The organism is Massilia forsythiae, from assembly GCF_012849555.1.
Lineage (GTDB): Bacteria > Pseudomonadota > Gammaproteobacteria > Burkholderiales > Burkholderiaceae_D > Telluria > Telluria forsythiae.
Map to the genome: position 1 here is coordinate 36,617 of NZ_CP051685.1, position 19,693 is coordinate 56,309.

The following is a 19,693-nucleotide window of genomic DNA, read 5'->3' on the forward strand; positions in this document are numbered from 1 at the left end:
ATGCGCATATTGCCAGAAAAACCATGTGCGGGCGACTACCACGACAGGTGGCACACGATTTGGTTCCGCCGGCTCGTTTGAGGGACGTTGAGGAACACTCGTCACCCTGTCTTATGCTGGGACAGGGTCGCATAGGCGCCGGGCATTCGCGTGGCGCATAGGCACCGGGCGTCGGCGCCGGGCGTCGGTGCCGTGCGTTTGCGCTGGTGCAGTGCGCCTGCCTGTCAATTGCCGGGAGCTTGCCATGCGTTCAGTGCTATCGCTGATGTTGCTGTTATCGCTGGTGCTGCTGTCCGGCTGCAGCACACCGCAGGAGCGCGCCGCGCGCAAGCAGGCCGAGGTCGAGCAGATGATGGTGGTGTATGGCCCCGCGTGCAGCCGTCTCGGCTATACCGCCGGCTCCGATCCATGGCGCCACTGCATCATCCAGCTCAGCACGCGGGATGAGCTGCCGCGCTACGGCGCCTACCCGGGCTATTACTCGGCCTGGGGGCCGGAACCCTGGCATGGCGGCTGGTGGGGCCGCTGGTAGGAAATGGCGCCGCGGCGTGTACCGTACACCCACGGCGGCATTGGCGGCATTGGCGATATTGGCGATATTGGCGGGGTTGGCGGCGTTAGCGGCGTTGGTGGCGTTGGTGGCGTTGGCGTTACGATCGGCATCGACGGCAGCGCGCTGGTGGAGCGCATCACATGCCAGCCCGGCACGCATCCAGCCGGCGCGCGCATTCGGCCTTGGTCATCGCCTCGCGCCGCGCCAGCAGCCGAGCCAGCAGGCGCTGCATGTGCCGTACCAGCGCCGGATGGCGCACGTCCGGCGGATGCAGGCTGAAACGCACCAGCGGCCTGTGCGCCAGCAGGGCCGCGGTGGCGTCGGCGACGCGCGGCGACAGCAGCCGGCCGCCGCGGTTGCGCGCCGCATACACCAGCGAAGGCGACCACAGCGGCTCTGGCGGCGCCGGCCTGCCCCCGGTACTCCGCAGGCAATGGAAATGCGCGAAGGTGGTGACGTAGGCGAAGCCGGACCCGCGCAGCGCGCGCCAGGCACCCTGCCCCAGCAGCCAGGCCGGCGGCACGAAGCCGGCGGGCGTCCAGCCGCGTGCGGCGAACCAGGCCCGGCCGAGTTCGATGCGGCGCCGCGCCTCGGCCTCGTCCAGCGCCGCGAACTCGCCTTCGCGGCGCGTGTACACGTTGCGCAGCAGGTAATCGCCGACGGCGCGCATGCCGCGCACGCGGTCGCCGCTGCCCATGCCGGCGCCATTGCCGGCGCCGTCCAGATGGCTGAACCCGTGCAGGCACAATTCGTCGCCGCGCCCGAGCGCCGCATCCAACCCGGCTTCCATGACGGGGGACCGTTCGGGCCGCAAGTGATAATGCGGCACCACCAGCCAGGTCAGCGGGATGTCGGCCACGGCGCGCAGCGCTTGCGCCAGCCGCATGCACTCGTCCCAGGTGGCCGGCGCCACGTCGTGGATCGACACGCACAGCCAGCGCGGCGCGGGAACCGGCGACGCCACGCGCACGCCATCCGCGTTCTCAGTCCGTGACACAGACGCGCTCCGGCGGCGGCAAGGCGTGCCGGTATCCCGCCAGCAGGCCGGCATAGCGGCCCAGCACTTGCGGCAGGATGCGTTCCCAGTCGTAGTGCTCGACCGCTTTGCGCCGCGCCGCCAGGCCGATCCGGCCCAAGTCGCGCGCGTAGACCGCCTCGATCGCGCCGGCCAGGCTGTCCGGGCTGTTCGGCTCGGCCAGGATACCGGTGTCGCCGTCCACCAGCTCGGCCACGCCGCCGCCGTTGGCGGCCACCACCGGCAGGCCGCAGGCCATGGCTTCCAGCACGATCAGGCCGAAGGTCTCGCAATCGCCCGGATGCACCAGCACGTCGCAGCCGGCCAGCAGGGCCGCCAGGCGGCGCTGGTCGCGCTCAAACGGCAGTCGGGAGATGTTGGATCCCGCCGGCAGGGCCGAACCGGCGGCGCCCCCTGCGCCGACCAGCAGCAGGTGATAGCGTCCGCCCAGCTTGCGCACCGCCTCGGCCAGCACCCCGAGCTTTTTTTCCGGCGTCACGCGGCCGGCGTAGACCAGCAGGCGCGTGCCGTCGCGCAGGCCGAGTCGCCGACGCAGCGCGGCGTCGCGCCGGCGCGGGTGGAATACGCCGCTGTCGATGCCGAGCGGCTGGTGCACTGCGCCATGCACGCCGATCGCCTCCAGCTGCTGCACCATGACGCGGCTGGGCGCCAGCACCAGGTCGAACTGGCGGTACAAGTTGGCCAGGTAGCGGCAGGCGCCGCGCGCGATCCAGTCGCCGAGGCGCGGCTGCACCAGGCGCGGCAGGTCGGAGTGGTAGAACGCCACCGCCGGGATGTCGTGGCGGCGGCGCAGCCGCAGCGCAGCCCAGGCGCAGTGGCCGGCGTCGCCCGCCTCCACCAGGTCGGGGCGGGCGGCGGCCAGCAGGCGCGCCGGCGCGCCCACCGTCAGCGGCATGCGGTAGCCGTGGAAGCCGGGCAGCCCGGCGGCCGGGATGCGCACCAGCGCCGGCACGGTGTAGCCGCAGGTTTCCACGTTGGGACTCATGATCGTGTGCCGGAATGCCGCGCCGTGCGCGTGGCGCCGCCGCGCCAGCCAGGCGGCCTTGGCATTCAGGTAGGTGCTGACGCCGCCGCCTTCGGCAGCGTAGAACATCGTGATGTCGACAAGGTGCATGCTGGGGTCCGGTGGAGGTCGGACCCACGATAGCAGTGGAAGCGGTATGCAGTTTGCGTACCGTCAACCGTATCCATCAGCCACTACTGGAGCGCCATGAAGGCGTTGCCGGGCGCTCAGGCGTCCCGACGGTCGAGCATGGCGCGCGCGATGGTGCCCGCATCCACGTATTCGAGTTCGCCGCCCACCGGCACGCCGCGCGCCAGCCGGCTCACCTTCAGCCCGCGCGCCTTGAGCATTTCGCTGACGTAGTGGGCAGTGGCTTCGCCTTCGTTGGTGAAATTGGTGGCCAGCACCACTTCATCGACCAGGCCATCGGTGGCGCGCCCCACCAGCTTTTCCAGGTGCAGGTCCTTGGGACCGATACCGTCCAGCGGCGACAGGCGTCCCATCAGCACGAAATACAGGCCTTTATACGTCAGGGTCTGCTCGATCATGACCTGGTCGGCCGGGGTCTCGACCACGCACAGCAGGGCGCGGTCGCGCGCCGTGTCCGAGCACAGCTCGCACACCTCGGTCTCGGAAAAGGTATTGCACATGGCGCAGTGATGCACCGCATCGACCGCCTGGTACAGCGCGCGCGACAGCATGGCCGCGCCCTCGCGGTCGTGCTGCAACAAGTGAAAAGCCATGCGCTGCGCCGACTTCGGACCGACGCCCGGCAGGCGGCGCAGGGCCTCGGTCAGGAAGTCGAGCGATCTGGACATGCGGATTCCCGGCCGTCAGAACGGCATCTTGAAGCCCGGCGGGATCGGCAGGCCGGCGGTCAGGCCGCTCATCTTTTCCTGGGTCGTGGTCTCGGCCTTGCGCATGGCGTCGTTGAAGGCAGCGGCGACCAGGTCTTCCAGCATGTCGCGGTCGTCGCCCAGCAGCGACGGGTCGATGGTGACGCGCTTGACGTCGTTCTTGCAGGTCATCACGACCTTGACCAGGCCGGCGCCCGACTGGCCTTCGACTTCGACCAGGGCCAGCTCTTCCTGCGCCTTCTTCATGTTGTCCTGCATGGACTGCACCTGCTTCATCATGCCTGCGAGCTGGTTCTTCATCATGGTGGTTCTCCCAAAAAAAGTCGGATGGTACGTCAATCCATGCGCAGCCGTCCAGGCGCATGGCGCTGCCGGGACAGGCCCGGCCGTTTCGATCGCGCGCTCAGGATGCAATCGGGCGCACCGAACCGGGCACCACGAACGCGTCGAAGGTGCGTGCCATGTCCTGCACGAACGGATCGCGCTCGACCGTGTCCTCGGCTTCGCGCTGCAGGCGTTCGCGGCGCGCCTTGGCTTCGGCGCCGGCGGTGTACCACACCGGGCCGATCTCGGTGTCGACGTTCACGCGCACCGCCGGGAAGCGCTCCTGCAGGACGGCGCACAGTTTTTCGCTGTTGCCGCTGGCGCGCAGGGTGTCGACCGGCACGCGCAGTCGGAAGGTGGCGGCGCCGGCGTCGGCCACGCATTCGACCAGTTCGGTCTGCAGCGCCAGCTGCTGCGACACGCCGCGCAGCGCCAGGGTGGCGGCCAGCGCCGGCCAGTTGCCGTCCCAGCCGATCGCCGCCACCGGCACGATCACGTAGGCATACGGCGCCTGCTGCGCCGCCCTGGCCGCTTCGGCGGCGCGCACCGGCGCGGCGGATGGCGCGGCCTGCACGGCGGGCGCGTCCAGCGCCACCGCCGTGTCTTCGGAAAACTCCATCACCCAGGCCGGCGGCTCGTCGTCGGCCAGCGCCTGGCCGTAGTCCTGCGTATCCTGAGAGCGCGCCTGTGGCTGTGGCTGTTGCTGGTACTGGGCCTGGCCGCGCTGCTGGCCCTGCACCGGCGCCCGGCTTGCCGCCTGCGGCTGCGCTTGCGGACGCATGCCGCCGTCGCGCTGGCCGTTGGCCGCAGCGGCGGCGCCCTGCGCCACGGCCGGCCGGCCGGCGCCGCCCGGGCCATTGTCCCACGGCGCCGAAGGTGCGGATGGCGCGGACGGTACGGCCGGTGCCGCTGCGGACGGCTGCGACGGCGCCTGTGCACCCGCCGGCGGACTGTCGGCCGCCGCCGGCGCCGCACGGCGCGCGCCGCCCGGATTGCGCGACGCCGCGCGCGCCGCTTCCAGCGCGGCATTGATGGCGGCGCGCGCCGAGGTCATGGCCGGCGCCGCAGCTGCGCCCTGCTGGGCCAGCGAAGGTGCGGCAGCGGCCGGTGGGGACGGCGGCGCCGGCGGCACGGCCGCCTGCGCCGGCAACGACTGCGTAGCAGCCGGACGGCCCGGCGCGGCCGGCGGCGCCGTTGTGCCCGCCGCCGTTGTGCCCGCAGCCGCAGCGGCTGCCGCAGCGCGCCCGGCCGGCGCCCCGCCGCCGGCCGGCAACGGACGCGCAAGCGCCGCCGGCGCCGGGGCCGCCACCTGCTCGGACCCGCCCTGCCCCGGGCGGAACGCCAGCATGCGCAGCAGCGTCATGGTGAAGCCGGCGTACTCGTCCGGCGCCAGGCCGATCTCGTTGCGGCCGTGCACGGCGATCTGGTAATACAGCTGCACTTCCTGCGGGTCGAACTCGGTTGCCAGGCGCTGGATGTCGGCCAGTTCCGGCAAGTTGTCCGGCAGCGCCGCCGGCACCGTCTGCGCCAGCGCGATGCGGTGCAGCAGCGTGCCCAGGTCCTGCAGCGCGCCGTTGTAGGACAGGCTGCGGCTGGCCATCTCGTCGGCCACCGCCATCAGGTCGGCGCCGTCCTGGCGCGCCAGCGCGTCCAGCAGGCGCACCAGGTAGGATTGGTCGAGCGCGCCCAGCATGCCCTGCACCGCTTCCAGCGTGACCGCGCCGGCGGCGTAAGCGATGGCCTGGTCGGTCAGCGACAGCGCGTCGCGCATCGAACCGTGCGCGCCCTGGGCCAGCAGGCGCAGCGCCGGCTGCTCGAAGCCGACGTCTTCCTGGCCCAGGATGTTTTCCAGGTGGCCGACGATGTGGCCGGGCGGCATCTGCTTGAGGTTGAACTGCAGGCAACGCGACAACACCGTCACCGGGATCTTTTGCGGATCGGTGGTCGCCAGGATGAATTTCACGTGCTCGGGCGGCTCTTCCAGCGTCTTCAGCATGGCGTTGAAGGCGTGGTTGGTCAGCATGTGCACCTCGTCGATCATGTAGACCTTGAAGCGCGCGTTGCTGGGTGCGTACACCGCCTGTTCCAGCAGCTGGGCCATCTCGTCCACGCCGCGGTTGGAAGCGGCGTCCATCTCGACGTAGTCGACGAAACGGCCGGCATCGATCGCGCGGCACGGCTCGCACTGGCCGCAGGGCTCGGCCGTGATGTTGCCGTTGCCGTCCGGCCCGACGCAGTTGAGCGACTTGGCCAGGATGCGCGACAGCGTGGTCTTGCCCACCCCGCGCGTGCCGGTGAACAGGTAGGCGTGGTGCAGGCGTCCGGTGCGCAGCGCATGGGTCAGGGCACGGACCACGTGCTCCTGGCCGACCAGCGTGTCGAAATTGCGGGGACGGTATTTGCGGGCGAGGACTTGATAGGACATGCCCTCGATTTTACCGCAGTTGACTGTCCGCGAACACTCGGGCGTGGCGCCCGGATGCGCCTGGTTTCAATCAGGAAAGTCCGGGAGCAGCGACGCCGCCATCCAGCCAGGGGGCGTCGGTCAGGGCCGGGACCGGTACCACGCCAGCGGCGCCGGTGACGGCGGCAGCGGGTGCGACCAGGAACACGCGCACCGCCCGCGCCAGCTCGGCCGCGTGTGCCTGCAGCGCAACAGCCGCTTCGGCGGCATCGTCGACGCGCGCACTGCTTTGCCGTGTCGCATCGTCCATCGCCGAGATGGCGCCGCCGATCTCGGCCACCTCGCGCGCCTGCTCGGCGCTGGCGGCGCTGATCTCGGCGATCACGCTCGATACGCGGCGCACGCTGGCCACCACCTCGTCCATCGTGGCGCCGGCATCGCGCACCAGGCTGCTGCCCGCCGTCACCTGCGCCACCGATTCGCCGATCAGCGCCTTGATCTCGGCCGCCGCCGCAGCGGCGCGCTGGGCCAGGCTGCGGACTTCGCCCGCCACCACGCCGAAGCCGCGCCCCTGCTCGCCGGCGCGGGCCGCCTCCACCGCGGCATTCAGCGCCAGCAGATTGGTCTGGAACGCAATGCCGTCGATGACACCGATGATGTCGACGATCCTGCGCGACGACGCATCGATGGCCTGCATGGTGTCGACCACCCGCCCCACCGCGGCGCCGCCGCGCACCGCCACCCCGGCCGCGGCGCCGGCCAGCCCGTCGGCGCGCTGCGCATGCTCGGCATTGCGGCGGACGTTGGCGGTCAGCGCCGACATCGTCTCCAGCGTGGCGCGGATCGATGCGCCCTGCAGTTCGGCATGGCGCGCCAGCGCGGCATTGTCGTGCACGATGCGCCCCGAGGCGGCCTCGGTCAGGCCGACGTTGTCCTGCACGCTGGCCAGGGTCCGCTGCAGCGTGCGCATGACCGCATCCAGGCTGCGGGCGCTGCGGCTGCTGGCCGGAAAGGCGCCGGGACGCAGATCGATGGCGTCCGGCTGCGCGGTCATGGCCTGCACCGCCACCTGCAATTCAGCGGCCTGCAAGGCCTGGCGCGCCAGCATGCGCGCCAGGTAGCACAGCACCGCGGTCTCGACCACCACGTAGGCGGCATGCACCAGCACGATGCCGATGCCGGGCCGCGACAGGCACCAGGTGGGAAATCCCAACTCCTGCAGGCGGTTGAAGGCGAGATGGTGCAGGGCCACGACGGCGGCCGCGGTGCCGATCACCATAAGGTCGCGGTAGCACAGCAGGAAGGCCAGCAGCACGAAGATACCGAAATGGGCTTCGGTGCGGCCGGCTGCCTGGTGGATGTGCAAGGCAGAAAACACCATGAAGGCCACGCCGACCAGCACGCGCGCCGGCCGGCCGGCGCCGCCGCACAGCAACAGCGCGCTCGGCAGCGCCGCCGCCGGCAGGCCGACCATGAAAGCCCACTGCCAGGTATCGTACAAGGGCGCCAGGCCCAGCGACACCAGCCACAATCCCCACAGGATCCAGATCATGAGGCGGTCGGCGCTGCGGTGGTGCAGCTCGAGAATGTGGCGGATGGCGGGATTGGACACGGGGCGCTCGTCGGTCTGATTGCAGTCGAATCGGGAATTTCGTCAATTCCCTGTCATTACAACACTGTATCAGATAACGAGAAACCAGATTTTTTTACTAAAAGAAACTTTTGTTCCAGAATCTTTAGCCAAAATTTGACGAATTTGCGGCAAACATGCGCTGTGCGTACGGCGTCGACATGCCGATCGTTTCAAATAGGCGGTGCGACTGGTGCACGAACCGTGGAAAAAAAACTGTATCGAACGAGCGGACGAGACGAATTCACCGGATATGCATCCCGAAAGACAAATGCGGAAGGGAGTTCGAGCGGAGAGAGGGAAAGTAGGCGAGCCTGATCTGCGGCACTTGCGGTGAACGGCTTTGGCTGCTTCGTTCCCGACCTGACCAGGTAAACCATGCCGCAATGCGCAGGGGCCCGCCAGCGCACATTATAACCGACCGGGCGGCGCCAGGCAAACCGGCAACCGCTAAGAACCTATCTCAGTAGGCAGGGGAAAGCTAATGGCGATGCATGGCAAGCAGGGGCAAGGCGTGAGGACGCCGCATGGCGAGCCATGCAAGGACGAGCAGCGCAGCACCTGTTTGGCAGGCGCGCCAGTAGCGACTCCGGACTACTGAGATAGGTTCTAAATGCCGACGATCGTGCAGGGTGGACATGGCCGGCGAGGCGGGTTTGCCGTCCATGCGTCGATCGATATCGGTTGCGCCATGTCGCCGGGTGATCCTGCAGCTGACGATCACCGCGTGGACGGCAGAGCCAGCTAGGCGCCCCCGTCCACCCTACCTGCATACTATATAGATAGGTATCGTAGGCAAGCTACAGGCCCAGCTGCTGCCAGATCCCGTCGACACGCGCCTTGACTTCCGGCGTCATGGCGATCGGCACGCCCCACTCGCGGTCGGTCTCGCCCGGCCACTTGTTGGTGGCGTCGATGCCCATCTTGCTGCCGAGGCCGCTGACCGGCGAGGCGAAATCGAGGTAGTCGATCGGCGTATTGTCCACTAACACCGTATCGCGGGTCGGATCGACGCGCGTGGTGATGGCCCAGATCACTTCCTTCCAGTCGCGCACGTCGACGTCCTCGTCCACCACCACGATGAACTTGGTGTACATGAACTGCCGCAGGAAGCTCCACACCCCGAACATCACGCGCTTGGCATGGCCGGCGTACTGCTTCTTCATCTGCACCACGGCCATGCGGTAGCTGCAACCTTCCGGCGGCAGGTAGAAGTCGGTGATTTCCGTAAACTGCTTCTGCAGCAGCGGAATGAAGACTTCGTTCAGCGCCACGCCCAGCACGGCCGGCTCGTCCGGCGGCTTGCCGGTATAGGTCGAGTGGTAGATCGGGTCGCGCCGCATGGTGATGCGGTCGATGGTGAATACCGGGAACCAGTCCTGCTCGTTGTAGTAGCCGGTATGGTCGCCGTACGGCCCTTCCAGCGCATGCTCGAAGCCGGACGGATGCGTTTCGTCCGGATAGATATTCCCTTCGAGTACGATCTCGGCGCCGGCCGGCACCCGCAGTTCGCTGCCGATGGCCTTGGTCAGCACGGTACGCTGGCCGCGCAGCAGGCCGGCGAACTGGTATTCGGACAAGGTATCCGGCACCGGCGTCACCGCCCCCAGGATGGTGGCCGGATCGGCGCCGAGCGCCACCGCGACCGGATACGGCTGCCCCGGATTGGCGATGCAGTGCTCGCGGAAATCCAGCGCGCCGCCGCGGTGCGCCAGCCAGCGCATGATCACCTTGTTCGGCCCCAGCACCTGCTGGCGGTAGATGCCCAGGTTCTGGCGCTTCTTGTGCGGCCCCTTGGTGATCACCAGCCCCCAGGTGATCAGGGGTGCGACGTCGCCCGGCCAGCAATGCTGGATCGGCAGCCGGCCCAGGTCGACATCCTTGCCTTCCCAGACGATTTCCTGGCACGGCGCGCCCTTGATTTCCTTGGGAGCCATGTCCCACACCGCCTTGACGAGCGAGCCCATGCCGACGATGTCCTTGAATCCCTTGGGCGGCTCCGGCTCTTTCAAGCGTGCCAGCACGTGGCCGATGCGGCGCAATTCGCTCACGTCGTCCGCGCCCATCCCCAGCGCCACCCGGCGCGGCGTGCCGAACAGGTTGCCCAGCACCGGGATGGTATGGCCGGTCGGATTCTCGAACAGCAGCGCCGGGCCGCCGGCGCGCAGGGTGCGGTCGCACACCTCGGTCATTTCCAGATTGGGCGAGACCGGCAAGGAAATCCGTTTTAATTCGCCAATTTCTTGCAAATTGACAATAAAATCACGTAAATCTGAATAGTTCATCACTTTTTAATTCTTTTTTACATCTTTTGAGGTTAGACAACAACTTAAGGCAAGTAGTTGATTTGCCAAGGAATTGATGAGCTACGATGCCTCCTTTAGATCTAAAAGTTATAGAACGCTAAAGTGCTAGTATTGACTTGATATAAACCAGCTTCTACAATCCGCCGTAATCAAGTGAGGCAGGCCCGTCCAGGACGTGATTCTAGCCGGTCTCATTCTTTCACGGGGTCGGGGCCCCAACGACATTGTAGGAGTGTTTTCCCTGGGCGTCTGCCCAACCGAACCCCGAGACAGTTGCAAGCCACTGGGCGCCTCCATCGCAGCGCGGCCCAGCTCTAGCAAGCAATGACGGCGTTGGTCGACCGCTGCGAGCGGCGACAGACGGTTTCTGATGCACGGCAACGGTATCTTTTGACGCAGCGCTTCGCGCCGCGCAGATATCGCTTTGTCCGCGACAAAGGAGAAACGATGATCCATCGCTTCATCGGCACGAGCGCAAGGCTCGTCCAAAACATGGCTCGCCAGCCAGTTACGTGGTCTAGTTCCGCGATCAAGACGGCACGCGGTATCCTTACCACCGCGCAACATACCTTGACCGTATTCGGTCTTTCCGCAGTCGGCGTGCTCGCCCTGCTGTACTGCCGCCCCGATGTCGCCAGACAAGTGTCGGATTTCCTCCATCCGCAGCGCCATGCCGTGACGCCGCTTGCGGCGGACGCACAGGCGCACCGGATCGTGGCCGCACCGGCAGCCGTGGCCGCCAGGCCTGCCTCGGCGGACAACGGTGCTGGCGCCGTGGCGGTGACTGCCGTCAACCGCGACGACCAGGCTCCCGGCCATGCGACGCGCCAGCAGAAGTACGTGACGGACTGGCTGTCGCGCCGCTACCGCGTGGCCGGCGACGCCGCCAACATGCTGGTCTCGACCGCCTACAGCACGGCGCACGACATCAAGCTCGATCCGCTGCTGATCCTGGCAGTGATGGCGATCGAGTCGGGCTTGAATCCGTTCGCGGAAAGCCCGGTCGGTGCACAAGGCCTGATGCAGGTGATGGCCAAGGTGCATCGCGACAAGTTCGCCCAGGTCGGCGGCGCCAAGGCCGCGCTGAACCCGGTTGCCAACATCCGCGTGGGCGCCCTGATCCTGAAGGATTATGTGAAGCGCACCGGTTCGGTCGAAGGCGGACTGAAGAGCTATGTCGGCGCCGGCCCGGACGACGATTCCGGCTACGGCTCCAAGGTGCTGGCCGAGTACCGCCGCCTGAAGCAGGTCGCGATCGGCAAGGACGTGCCGATCTACACGACCACGTCGACCCCGGCGGCGGCGGCTTCGTCGGCTACGCTGGCGCAGAAGTCGGTGGTGGCGCCGGTGCGTGCCGACAGCGGCGACGGCGAGACCACGCATGGCGCCAGCCAGGGCGGCGAGACCGTCGCCGGCCTGTAAGGTTTTACCTGGTCGAAAGCCATTGTGGTGTATTGCCCGTGGCTTTCCTTCGCAGCGCCGTCCGCCCGGCGGAAACGGGTGCGGCACGATCGCATCGTGCCGCACCGGGCTTGCCGTATCGCTTCCATCCGGTGCGGACGGCGCTGCCTTTTTCCTTCCCCCTGTCCGCACGCCGCGTTTCGACTGCGTCGTCTCGCTTTCCCTGCCACGCCTTGCATGCCGGGGCGAATGGCGCTCGCAGCGCATTCGCCTGTCTGTATCCTTGTTGTGAAATGTCGGTTAGTTGCGAATAATTTAACAAAGGACGAGTTTCATCACCCTGCTCGTGTTGCACACAGCAAAAAAGCCGTCCCGGATTCCCGGGACGGCTCTTTCGATACAGGAAACGGACGGCGATAAAGCCGGCCTTCCGCCGGTCAGCGGCGCGCGTCCGCCGCCGCTTCGTCCGGACGCAGCTTGCCGGCCAGGCGGTCGAGCACGCCGTTCACGTACTTGTGGCCATCGATGCCGCCGAAGGACTTGGCCAGCTCCACCGCTTCGTTGATCACCACGCGATACGGGATCTCGATCTTGTTCTTGAGTTCCCAGGCGCCCAGCAGCAGCACCGCGTGCTCGATCGGCGACAGTTCGGCGATCGGGCGGTCGACGGTCGGCGCCACCACTTCGCGCAGTTCGACCGACTGGGCGATCGTGCCGTGCAGGAGTTCGGTGAAGTACTCGTTGTCGGCCTTGTCGAAACCGTGGGCGCTCTTGATGTTGGCGACGACCATCGAGGCCGGCTCATTGTTCAGCAGCCACTGGTACAGGCCCTGCAGGGCGAACTCGCGCGCACGGTGGCGCGGGGTGCGGTTCTTGTTCGGATTGGCGTGCGTGGTCTTGTCAGTCATATTTACCTTGTTGCGTTTGCGTTCGTGCGCTCGTGTTCACGCGTGAGCGTGCGCCGACGCTCACTCTTCCTCGGCCTGCAGTTCTTCCAGCGCCAGCAGCAGGTTGGCCATCTCGACCGCGACGCGCGCCGCATCGGCGCCCTTTTCCGCGCAGCGCACCGCGGCCTGCTCGTCGTTCTCGGTGGTCAGCACGGCGTTGGCGATCGGGATGCCGTAGTCCAGGCCGACGCGCGTGATGCCGGCGCCCGATTCGTTCGACACCAGCTCGAAGTGGTAGGTTTCGCCGCGGATCACCGCGCCCAGTGCGATCAGCGCGTCGAACTGCTGGGTATCCGCCATCTTCTGCAGGGCCAGCGGCACTTCCAGCGCGCCCGGCACGGTGACGTGCAGGATGTCTTCGTTGGCGACGCCGAGGCGGGCCAGTTCGCTCAAGCATGCCGACAGCAGGCCTTCGCCGACGTCCGCGTTGAAGCGCGCCTGCACGATGCCGATGCGCAGGCCTTCGCCCGTCATGTTGCTTTCAAAAGTTGGTACCGTCATGGCTGTCGTTCTCTTTACTGTCAATGAATGGTGGAATGAGCGCGCGTTGGGCAGCGCGCCGGTGGAATCTCATGCGTCCGGACTGGCCACGTGACCGGTGACCTCGAGGTCGAAGCCGGCCATCGACGGCATCTTGCGTGGATTGGCCAGCAGCTTCATCCTGCACACGCCCACCTGCTTCAGGATCTGGGCGCCGATGCCGTAGGTGCGCAGGTCGAGGTTGGCGGCGCGCCCGGCGGGACGCGCCGCCGGCTTGTCCTGGAATTGCGCGAACAGCGCGTCGGCGCTCTCGCCGCAGTCGAGCAGCACCAGCACGCCGGACTCGGCTGCCTGGATCGCCTGCATCGCCGCCGCCATCGTCCACGAGTGCGCGGTCGAACGGCTTTCCAGCAGGTCGACGATCGACACCGGCTGGTGCACGCGCACCAGCGCCTCGCGATCCGCCGACGGTTCGCCATGCACCAGCGCCAGGTGCGCCGAGCCGCTCGGCTTGTCGCGGAAGGCGACCAGGCGGAAGTCGCCGTGCACGGTCGACAGCGGACGCTCGGCCACGCGCTCGACCAGGGTCTCGGTCTGGCTGCGGTAATGGATCAGGTCGGCGATGGTGCCGATCTTGATGCCGTGCTCGGCGCCGAATTCGAGCAGATCCGGCAGGCGCGCCATGGTGCCGTCTTCCTTGATGATCTCGCAGATCACCGAGGCCGGACTCAAGCCCGCCATCTCGGTCAGGTCGCAGCCGGCCTCGGTATGGCCGGCGCGCATCAGCACCCCGCCCTTGACCGCGCGCAGCGGGAAAATGTGGCCGGGCTGCACCAGGTCTTCCGGCCGGGCGTCCCTGGCCACCGCCGCGGCGATGGTACGCGCGCGGTCGGCCGCCGAGATGCCGGTGGTGACGCCTTCGGCGGCCTCGATCGACACCGTGAAGTTGGTGCCGAACGAGGTGCCGTTGCGGGTCGTCATCATCGGCAGTTCGAGGCGGTCGCAGATCTCTTCCGACAGGGTCAGGCATACCAGGCCGCGCGCGTGGCGGATCATGAAATTGATCGCCTCGGGCGTGACGAAATCGGCGGCGAGCACCAGGTCGCCCTCGTTTTCGCGGTCTTCTTCGTCGACCAGAATGACCATGCGCCCTGCGCGCAATTCGTCGACGATGTCCTGGGTGGGTGAGATGGGCATGCGGGTTCCTCGTACGGGCAGCGGCTGGGAGCGCGCTCTGATGCGGAAATCCGCTATTTTAAAGGATTTGCCCTGCCTTGACCGCTATTCCCTGCCGCCGCATGGCCGGCAAGACGACCACGCAGCATGGCAGTACCTCTGCCTCGTTGCACAACGACAACAAAAAAGGCATACATTGTCTGTTTGCGCATTGCTGAATCGCAATCGTGCATACTGCCGGGACAGGTAGAATGGTCCTTTATTGCTTAAAGGACAGCGTCGCATGCCTTTCTTCTCTGCCAGCACCATTGGCATCGCCGTCCGTCTCGGCCGCGCCGCGCGCCTGTATTTGTGCTTGTGTTCGTACGTCTGTGCAGCGCATGCCGTTGCCGTCGAACCGCCGCCCGTTTCCCTGCAACCCGATGCGCCCCTGCCCACCAGCGCCCGGGTCAAGGTCGGCAAGCTCGACAATGGCCTGACCTACTATATCCAGCGTAACCGCAAGCCGGAAAACCGGCTGGAGCTGCGCCTGGTGGTGCGCGCCGGTTCCATCCTGGAAGACGAGGACCAGCGCGGCCTGGCCCATGTCGTCGAGCACCTGGCCTTCAACGGCTCGCGCCATTTCAGGAAGCACGAACTGGTGTCCTACCTGCAATCGATCGGCATCAAGCTGGGCGCCGACCTGAACGCCTATACCGGGTTCGACGAAACCGTGTACGTGCTGCCGGTGCCGACCGAGCGCAAGGACGACCTGGACCGGGCCTTCCTGGTGCTGCAGGACTGGGCGCAGGGCTTGACGCTGGACGAGGCCGACATCGACAAGGAACGCGGCATCGTGCTCGAGGAACTGCGTCTCGGCAAGGGGGCGGCAGACCGCATGCAAAAGGTGTTGTTACCGAAGATCTACAACGGGTCGCGCTATGCCGAGCGCCTGCCGATCGGCCAGGAAAGCACCTTGCGCGACTTCCGGCCGGACGCACTGCGCCGTTTCTACCGTGACTGGTACCGGCCCGACCTGATGGCGGTGGTCGCGATCGGCGACGTCGACCCGGCCGAACTGGAAAGCCTGGTCCGGCGTCATTTCTCCGACCTCAAGAATCCATCCCCGGCGCGCCCGCGTCCATACGCCGCGATCCCCGTGCGCGACGGCAGCGAGGCGGTGGTCGTCACCGACAGGGAAGCCGGCCCGGCCTCGGTACTGGTGCGCTACCCGGTCACGCCCTGGCGCGAGCGCGCCACGGTCGGCGGCTACCGCGAGCAACTGGTCGAGATCCTGTTCAGCGGCATGCTCGGCCAGCGCCTGCAGGAATTGTCGCAGCAGCCGGTTGCACCGTTCATCGGCGCCAGCAGCGGCTTCGGGCGCCTGACACCGCGCTACCGCTCCTGGAATACAGCCGCCGCGCTCGCCAGCGGCGGCGCCGCCGGCGCCATCGATGCGCTGGTGCGCGAAAACGAACGCGCGCGCCGTTTCGGCTTCAGCGAGGACGAGCTGGCGCCCATCAAGAAATCGATGCTCCGCACCTACGAAAACGCCTACCGTGAACGCGACAAGACCGATTCCGCCGTGTATGCCGCCGAATACATGCGCAATTTCCTGGAAGGCGAATCGATTCCCGGCATCGACGCCGAGTACCGCTACGTGACCGAACTGGTGCCGGGCATCGGCCTGGACGAGATCAATGCCTACGCGCGCCGCGCCATTCCCGCGCCCGGCGCCGGCAAGCTGGTGGTCTATACGGGCCCGATTGCGGGCCCGACTGCAAGCCCGATCACGAGCCCAGTCGCCGCGGCCGCCGGCGCTGCGGGCAAGCCTGCCGCCGCGGCAAGCGGCGTAGTGGCTGGCGCACCGGCACCCGCCCCGGCCCCGCCGTCGAGCGAGCAATTGCTGGGCATGGTGAGCGCGGCCGAGACCCGCGCGGCCGCGGCACAGGCGCCATCCCAGGCTACCAAGGCGATGCCGGCGGCGCTGATGGCGGCGCCGCCGGCGCCCGGCCGCATCGTTGCCGAAAGCCGCGACGCACGCCTCGGGCTGACGCACCTGACGCTGTCGAACGGCGTCAAGGTCATCCTCAAGCCGACCGACTTCCGCAACGACCAGGTGCTGATGAGCGCGGTGCGCTTCGGCGGCCAGAGCCTGTTCGACGCGCCCGACATGTTCAACGCACGCTACGCCGACGACATCGTGGCCGCGATGGGCCTGAAGGACTTTTCGCCGACCGACCTGCGCCGCGTCCTGGCCGGCACGGCCGCCGGCGTGAGCGTCGGCCTGGGCGGCAATACCGACATGGTGGCCGGCAACGCCGGCGCCGCCGACGTCGAGACCATGCTGCAGATCGTCTGGCTGAAGTTCGCCGGTGTGCGCCGCGACGAGGACCTGTACCACGCCTTCGTCGGCAAGCAGATGGAACTGGCGCGCAACCGCCTGGCGCAACCCGGCGCGCGCTTCGGCGACGCCCTGCTCGACACCCTGTACGGCGGCGACCCGCGCACGCCGCGCGCGGCGCGCCCCGAAGACATCGCCCGCCTCGACCTGGACCGCGCCATCGCCATCTACCGCCAGCGCTTTTCCAGCGCGCGCGGCCTGACCTTCATCCTGGTCGGCAGCTTCGACGCGGACACGCTCAAGCCGCTGCTGGCGACCTACCTGGGCAGCCTGCCGGCTCCGCCCTTGCCGGCCGCCTACCGCGACCCCGGCCTGCGTCCAGTGAAAGGCGTGTTCAAGCGCGAAGTCAAGGGCGGCAGCGAGGACAAGAGCACGGTGTCCCTGACCTTCACCGGACCGGCCACGTTCGGCGACGCCGCTTCCGGCCACGGCAGCGGCAACGCCATGCGCGAGGAGTTGCGCCTGGCGGCCCTGGTCGAAGTGATGAACCTGCGCATCATCGACGTGCTGCGCGAACGACTCGGCCTGATCTACGGCGGCGGCATGGAAGCCAGCATGACGCGCATCCCCTACCCGCACTACTCGGTCGGCATCACCCTGCCGACCGGGCCGCGCAACGTCGACCGGCTGCTGCAGGCCGCCTTTGCCGAGATCGAGCGCATGCGCACCGAGGGACCGGCGCAGGCCGACCTGGATAAGGTCAAGGTCAACTGGCAGCAGAACTACCGCAAGTCGCTGCAGGAAAACGGCTACTGGCTGGGCATGCTGCAGGGCGCGCTGGTCGAGGGGACCGATCCGGCGCTGCTGCTGGACGTGGGGCAGGAGATCGGGCGCTTGCGCGTGGAGGACGTACGCGAGGCGGCGCGGCGCTACCTGGACATGGAAAACTACGTGCAGGTGGTGCTGAATCCGGAGAAGTGACGGGGCGGGCAGGATGCGTGTGCAAACCGGCAGGTGCGCAACCGCTACGTCCCCGCGCAGGCGCACTACTGTCCAAGCTAGTATTGCTGGCCTAAAAACCGTCGTTCCAGGCACTGCCTGAAACGACTCCCCGCGAAGGCGGGGACCCATGCTGAGCCATCAAGGCCGTGCTGTCGAAGGCGCTGCGACAAGTCGAATGCAGCGGTTTTTGAACCTATGCATGGGTCCCCGCCTGCGCGGGGACGACGCGCTATTTGCCGAGAACGGATTAGCCGTTTTCCCAGCCAACCGAGCATATTACTTCAGGTATTTGTCGAACCACCCCAGCGAGCGCTCGCGCTGGTCGCGCTGGTGCTCCGGCTTCCTGATCGCGTGCCCCTCGTCGGCGTAGATCACCAGCGCGGTCGGCACGCCCTGCGCCTTCAGGCCGTGCCAGAATTCCAGCGACTGCGCCGGCGGGCATTCGACGTCGCGCTCGCCGACCAGCACCAGCGTCGGCGTGACCGCCGCCTTGATCGACTCGATCGGCGAGGCGGCGCGGTAGATCGCCGGGTCGTCGTACATGGTGGCGCCGAAGAACGGCACCATCCACTGGTCGATGCCGTTCTGGCCGTAGTAGCTGATCCAGTTGGCCACGCCGGCGCTGGCCACCGCCGCCTTGAAGCGGCGGCTGTGGGTGACGCCCCACATGGTCATGAAGCCGCCGTAGGAGTGGCCCATCAGGCCGAGGCGTTCGCCGTCCACCGGCGCCTGCTGGAGCACGGCGTCGACGCCGGCCAGGATGTCGCGCCAGTCGCCGCCGCCGAAATCGCGCTTGTTGGCGCTGGAAAAGGCCAGGCCCTGGCCGTAGCTGCCGCGCGGGTTCGGGAAGAACACGTAATAGCCCTTGCGCACCATCTCGCGCACCAGCACGTTGCCGGACTCGCCCTCGGACACGTAGCGCGGCGTCACCGCCGCCGCCGGACCGCCGTGCACCTGCACGATCATCGGATACTTCTTGCCCGCCTCGACCGTGCGCGGCCCGACCAGCCAGCCCTGCACGTCGAAGCCCTCGCTGGTCCAGGCGACGCTGTGCGCCCTCACCTGCGGCGCGAAGCCGTCGTTGTCGTGGGTGATCGGCGCCAGCTGCGGCAGGCGGCCGGCGACAATGCGCGCGCCGTGCTCGTAGTCTTCCTGCACCGACGCCGCCACCTTGCCGTCGGCGCTGAACACGAAGCGGCCGTCGCGCGCGCCCGCCGCCGACACCGGCGCCTGCCACAGCAGCTTGACGCTGCGCGCGGCCGGGTCGATCGCGGCGACGCCGCTGTCGGCGCCCACCTGCACCGAGGCCAGCAGTTCCTGGCCGCGCCAGGCGATGCCGTTGAAACTGCCCTTGTAGCCCGGCGTGGCGTCGACCGGCTCGCCGCCCGCGAACGGCACCGTGAACACGTCCCCGCCGACCGAGCCGAAGTCGCTCATCAGGCCGCCGATGAAGGCGACCGTGCGCCCGTCCGGCGACACGTGCGGCATGTTCATCTGCATCTTCGGCGCGGCCAGCACGCGCAGCGCGCCGCTGGCGGCGTCGACGTGGCCGAGCGTTGCCACCCACCAGTTGTTGTCGCCGTTGCCCTTGGCGCTGGTGACCACGAAGCCCTTGCCGTCCGGGGTCCAGTCGTATTCGTAGACGAAGGTGTCACCAGGCGACACCAGCCGCACCTCGCCGCCGGCGGCCGGCACCAGCGCGATGCGCTGCTCGTCCTCCGCCTGCGCCAGGCCGATCTCGCCGACCTGGCGCGCGCCCGCTTCCACCGCGCCGGTCAGCTTCTTGGCCTCGACCGTCGCCAGGAAGGCGATCTGGCGCCCGTCCGGCGACCAGCGCACCGTGCTGGCCACGCCCTTGATCGTCGCGACCGTCCTCATCCTGCCGTCGCGCAGCACCTGCACGCTGGCGCTGCCGGCCTTGGGGTCGCTGACGATCATCGCCAGGGCCTGCTGGTCGGGCGACCAGGCCGGCGCGTCGAAGCGGCATTGCCCGCAATCGGCCTTGTCGTAGCTGGCCGCGACCGCGCCGTCGGCGCTGCGCCGCACCACCACGCGCGGGCTACTCCTGGCGCCGTCGACGGTTTCCACCGCCGCGATGCGCTCGCCGTCGGCGCTCATCGCCAGTCCACGGTAAGCGTGCATGTCCGCCGCCTGCGCGGGGCGCAAGCCGCCAGCCAGCCCGGCGGCCAGCAGCGCCACGAATAATCCTTCACGTTGCCACATCGTCCTCGTCTCCTGATCATGTCGTCGG

At 68.0% G+C, this 19,693-nt stretch carries 14 protein-coding genes and 1 other RNA gene; 3 read left to right on the top strand and 12 right to left on the bottom strand.

All coding sequences use genetic code 11. The features are described from left to right. Positions 1 to 244: 244 nt before the first annotated feature. Positions 245 to 532: a hypothetical protein gene (locus tag HH212_RS00240; RefSeq protein WP_229217482.1), complete on the top strand. Its 288-nt coding sequence runs from the start codon at positions 245 to 247 to the stop codon at positions 530 to 532. 157 nt (positions 533 to 689) lie between these two features. Here the strand turns inward: HH212_RS00240 and HH212_RS00245 are convergent, their stop codons facing one another. From HH212_RS00245 to ubiD, 8 genes are all read right to left on the bottom strand, one after another. Beyond that, positions 690 to 1,550: a DUF2334 domain-containing protein gene (locus HH212_RS00245; protein WP_229217483.1), complete on the bottom strand. Its 861-nt coding sequence runs from the start codon at positions 1,548 to 1,550 to the stop codon at positions 690 to 692. Next, positions 1,537 to 2,703, bottom strand: a complete 1,167-nt coding sequence (locus HH212_RS00250) for a glycosyltransferase (protein WP_169433561.1) — start codon at positions 2,701 to 2,703, stop codon at positions 1,537 to 1,539. The genes HH212_RS00245 and HH212_RS00250 overlap by 14 nt, the downstream gene beginning before the upstream one ends. Before the next feature lie 116 nt (positions 2,704 to 2,819). Continuing rightward, entirely contained in the window at positions 2,820 to 3,410 is a 591-nt protein-coding gene (recR, locus tag HH212_RS00255) for a recombination mediator RecR (protein WP_169433562.1), read from the bottom strand. Positions 3,411 to 3,425: 15 nt separating this feature from the next. Then, a complete protein-coding gene (locus HH212_RS00260; protein WP_169433563.1) occupies positions 3,426 to 3,752 on the bottom strand; it encodes a YbaB/EbfC family nucleoid-associated protein in 327 nt (108 codons plus the stop codon). Positions 3,753 to 3,852: 100 nt separating this feature from the next. Continuing rightward, complete coding sequence (locus tag HH212_RS00265; protein WP_169433564.1) at positions 3,853 to 6,198, bottom strand: DNA polymerase III subunit gamma/tau; 2,346 nt, start codon at positions 6,196 to 6,198, stop codon at positions 3,853 to 3,855. Positions 6,199 to 6,268: 70 nt separating this feature from the next. After that, positions 6,269 to 7,789, bottom strand: a complete 1,521-nt coding sequence (locus HH212_RS00270; RefSeq protein WP_229217484.1) for a methyl-accepting chemotaxis protein — start codon at positions 7,787 to 7,789, stop codon at positions 6,269 to 6,271. 322 nt (positions 7,790 to 8,111) lie between these two features. Then, an RNA gene (gene ffs / locus HH212_RS00275) (signal recognition particle sRNA small type) lies at positions 8,112 to 8,210 on the bottom strand. A 397-nt stretch (positions 8,211 to 8,607) separates the two neighbouring features. Further along, entirely contained in the window at positions 8,608 to 10,092 is a 1,485-nt protein-coding gene (gene ubiD / locus HH212_RS00280) for a 4-hydroxy-3-polyprenylbenzoate decarboxylase (protein ID WP_169433565.1), read from the bottom strand. 513 nt (positions 10,093 to 10,605) lie between these two features. Between ubiD and HH212_RS00285 the strand changes: the two genes are divergently transcribed. Continuing rightward, the gene (locus tag HH212_RS00285; RefSeq protein ID WP_229217485.1) at positions 10,606 to 11,535 is read left to right on the top strand and encodes a transglycosylase SLT domain-containing protein; all 930 of its coding nucleotides are present in this window, start codon (positions 10,606 to 10,608) and stop codon (positions 11,533 to 11,535) included. A 416-nt stretch (positions 11,536 to 11,951) separates the two neighbouring features. Here HH212_RS00285 and nusB read toward each other — a convergent pair whose 3' ends face one another. The 3 genes from nusB to ribBA form a co-directional block, all read right to left on the bottom strand. Beyond that, on the bottom strand, positions 11,952 to 12,422 hold the full coding sequence (gene nusB / locus HH212_RS00290) for a transcription antitermination factor NusB (RefSeq protein ID WP_169433567.1): 471 nt from the start codon (positions 12,420 to 12,422) through the stop codon (positions 11,952 to 11,954). Positions 12,423 to 12,482: 60 nt separating this feature from the next. After that, positions 12,483 to 12,962 (bottom strand): 6,7-dimethyl-8-ribityllumazine synthase, encoded by a 480-nt coding sequence (ribH, locus tag HH212_RS00295; protein WP_169433568.1) that lies wholly within the window; start codon positions 12,960 to 12,962, stop codon positions 12,483 to 12,485. Between the two features lie 69 nt (positions 12,963 to 13,031). Beyond that, entirely contained in the window at positions 13,032 to 14,138 is a 1,107-nt protein-coding gene (gene ribBA / locus HH212_RS00300) for a bifunctional 3,4-dihydroxy-2-butanone-4-phosphate synthase/GTP cyclohydrolase II (protein ID WP_169433569.1), read from the bottom strand. Between the two features lie 262 nt (positions 14,139 to 14,400). Here ribBA and HH212_RS00305 point away from each other — a divergent pair, with 262 nt between their 5' ends. Beyond that, the gene (locus HH212_RS00305) at positions 14,401 to 17,421 is read left to right on the top strand and encodes a M16 family metallopeptidase (RefSeq protein WP_169433570.1); all 3,021 of its coding nucleotides are present in this window, start codon (positions 14,401 to 14,403) and stop codon (positions 17,419 to 17,421) included. 297 nt (positions 17,422 to 17,718) lie between these two features. Here HH212_RS00305 and HH212_RS00310 read toward each other — a convergent pair whose 3' ends face one another. Next, positions 17,719 to 19,665 (bottom strand): S9 family peptidase, encoded by a 1,947-nt coding sequence (locus HH212_RS00310; RefSeq protein ID WP_169433571.1) that lies wholly within the window; start codon positions 19,663 to 19,665, stop codon positions 17,719 to 17,721. Positions 19,666 to 19,693: the final 28 nt, after the last annotated feature.

What these genes read in the sequence shown, in the direction of transcription:
- HH212_RS00240 (WP_229217482.1), top strand. Translation starts at nt 245, where the DNA reads ATGCGTTCAGTGCTATCGCTGATGTTGCTGTTATCGCTGGTGCTGCTG.
- HH212_RS00250 (WP_169433561.1), bottom strand. Translation starts at nt 2,703, where the DNA reads ATGCACCTTGTCGACATCACGATGTTCTACGCTGCCGAAGGCGGCGGC.
- recR (WP_169433562.1), bottom strand. Translation starts at nt 3,410, where the DNA reads ATGTCCAGATCGCTCGACTTCCTGACCGAGGCCCTGCGCCGCCTGCCG.
- HH212_RS00260 (WP_169433563.1), bottom strand. Translation starts at nt 3,752, where the DNA reads ATGATGAAGAACCAGCTCGCAGGCATGATGAAGCAGGTGCAGTCCATG.
- HH212_RS00265 (WP_169433564.1), bottom strand. Translation starts at nt 6,198, where the DNA reads ATGTCCTATCAAGTCCTCGCCCGCAAATACCGTCCCCGCAATTTCGAC.
- ubiD (WP_169433565.1), bottom strand. Translation starts at nt 10,092, where the DNA reads ATGAACTATTCAGATTTACGTGATTTTATTGTCAATTTGCAAGAAATT.
- HH212_RS00285 (WP_229217485.1), top strand. Translation starts at nt 10,606, where the DNA reads ATGGCTCGCCAGCCAGTTACGTGGTCTAGTTCCGCGATCAAGACGGCA.
- nusB (WP_169433567.1), bottom strand. Translation starts at nt 12,422, where the DNA reads ATGACTGACAAGACCACGCACGCCAATCCGAACAAGAACCGCACCCCG.
- ribH (WP_169433568.1), bottom strand. Translation starts at nt 12,962, where the DNA reads ATGACGGTACCAACTTTTGAAAGCAACATGACGGGCGAAGGCCTGCGC.
- ribBA (WP_169433569.1), bottom strand. Translation starts at nt 14,138, where the DNA reads ATGCCCATCTCACCCACCCAGGACATCGTCGACGAATTGCGCGCAGGG.
- HH212_RS00305 (WP_169433570.1), top strand. Translation starts at nt 14,401, where the DNA reads ATGCCTTTCTTCTCTGCCAGCACCATTGGCATCGCCGTCCGTCTCGGC.
- HH212_RS00310 (WP_169433571.1), bottom strand. Translation starts at nt 19,665, where the DNA reads ATGTGGCAACGTGAAGGATTATTCGTGGCGCTGCTGGCCGCCGGGCTG.